We start from the raw sequence: 925 nt of genomic DNA, 5'->3' as shown, positions 1-925 counted from the left end.
GCGGGGGCGCGCAACCAACGATACTTGCGATTGGTCGAGCGCCAAATCCCTAAACTCGTCGCTTAGTATAATACATTGCTATCGTTTATGAAACTCTGTTTTCGAAGTAGTCACACCTCGTATTTATCGCTGGAGACCGGACAGGAGAACTGCGGCCGGATGTCGCCGAAACGAAAAGACAACCACAACTGCGGCTAGCTGAACAGCCCTTCCAGTACAGAACGTTGCTGCGCATGCTTGCCTGGGTTGTGGTTCTTCAGCTTCTCCAGATTGATCAGCTTCCAACCAACCGCAGGCAGGTCAGCCGCCCGCGGCCGTTCGATGGCATCGAAATCGGGCGTGCCATCATGCAGGCTCAGGAGAAACGTCCTGGCCTTTTCATCAAGGCGAGACCGGATGTCCGCGACCAGCCGTTTGCGGGTTTTGAGCAGGTCGTCAAGACTGACACGGACCTTTGTCATGCCTTCAAACTCCTTCGTATAGGGCTGGTCGAGGTCGATAAAGTTCGGGTTCAGAAGTTCATGCGCGGGACGCGATGAGCAGGCAATGTAGATCAGGAAGGTCCGGAACAGATCCTCTGTCAGACCTTCATTCTCGTACAGCAGCTTGATGTCATAGAGGTCACGCGGATGCTGGCGGTCCACTGCGGCATGCAATTTGCCTCCGAACAGGTCCTCGAAGGAAACCACCTGCATCTCTGCATAACCGAATTCGTCCTCAACCGCATCTGACACCGGGCGCATCTCGGGATCGTGGACGGCGCCACGCATGACCGGCGAGGTCTCGATCTTGATCTCGGCGTTTCCCAGACGAGCGAGAACACGGGTGGCACCGCCTCCCCCGCCTTGGATGCGTTGCGTCTTCGCACCGGCTATGCTGCCCTCGATGGCGGCGGCGATGCGATCCATTGCCTCGTTAATCTCAG

1 protein-coding gene is annotated in these 925 nt (G+C 56.8%); it reads right to left on the bottom strand.

Annotated features, from left to right (window positions below; translation table 11 throughout):
- Positions 1 to 194: 194 nt before the first annotated feature.
- On the bottom strand, positions 195 to 925 hold a 731-nt coding region (locus ACDP63_RS25020; protein WP_409928875.1), incomplete at its 5' end, for a nucleotidyl transferase AbiEii/AbiGii toxin family protein.

This window comes from Paracoccus sp. P2 (genome assembly GCF_046335115.1).
GTDB lineage: Bacteria > Pseudomonadota > Alphaproteobacteria > Rhodobacterales > Rhodobacteraceae > Paracoccus > Paracoccus pantotrophus.
This window is presented reverse-complemented; position numbering and strand designations above follow the sequence as displayed.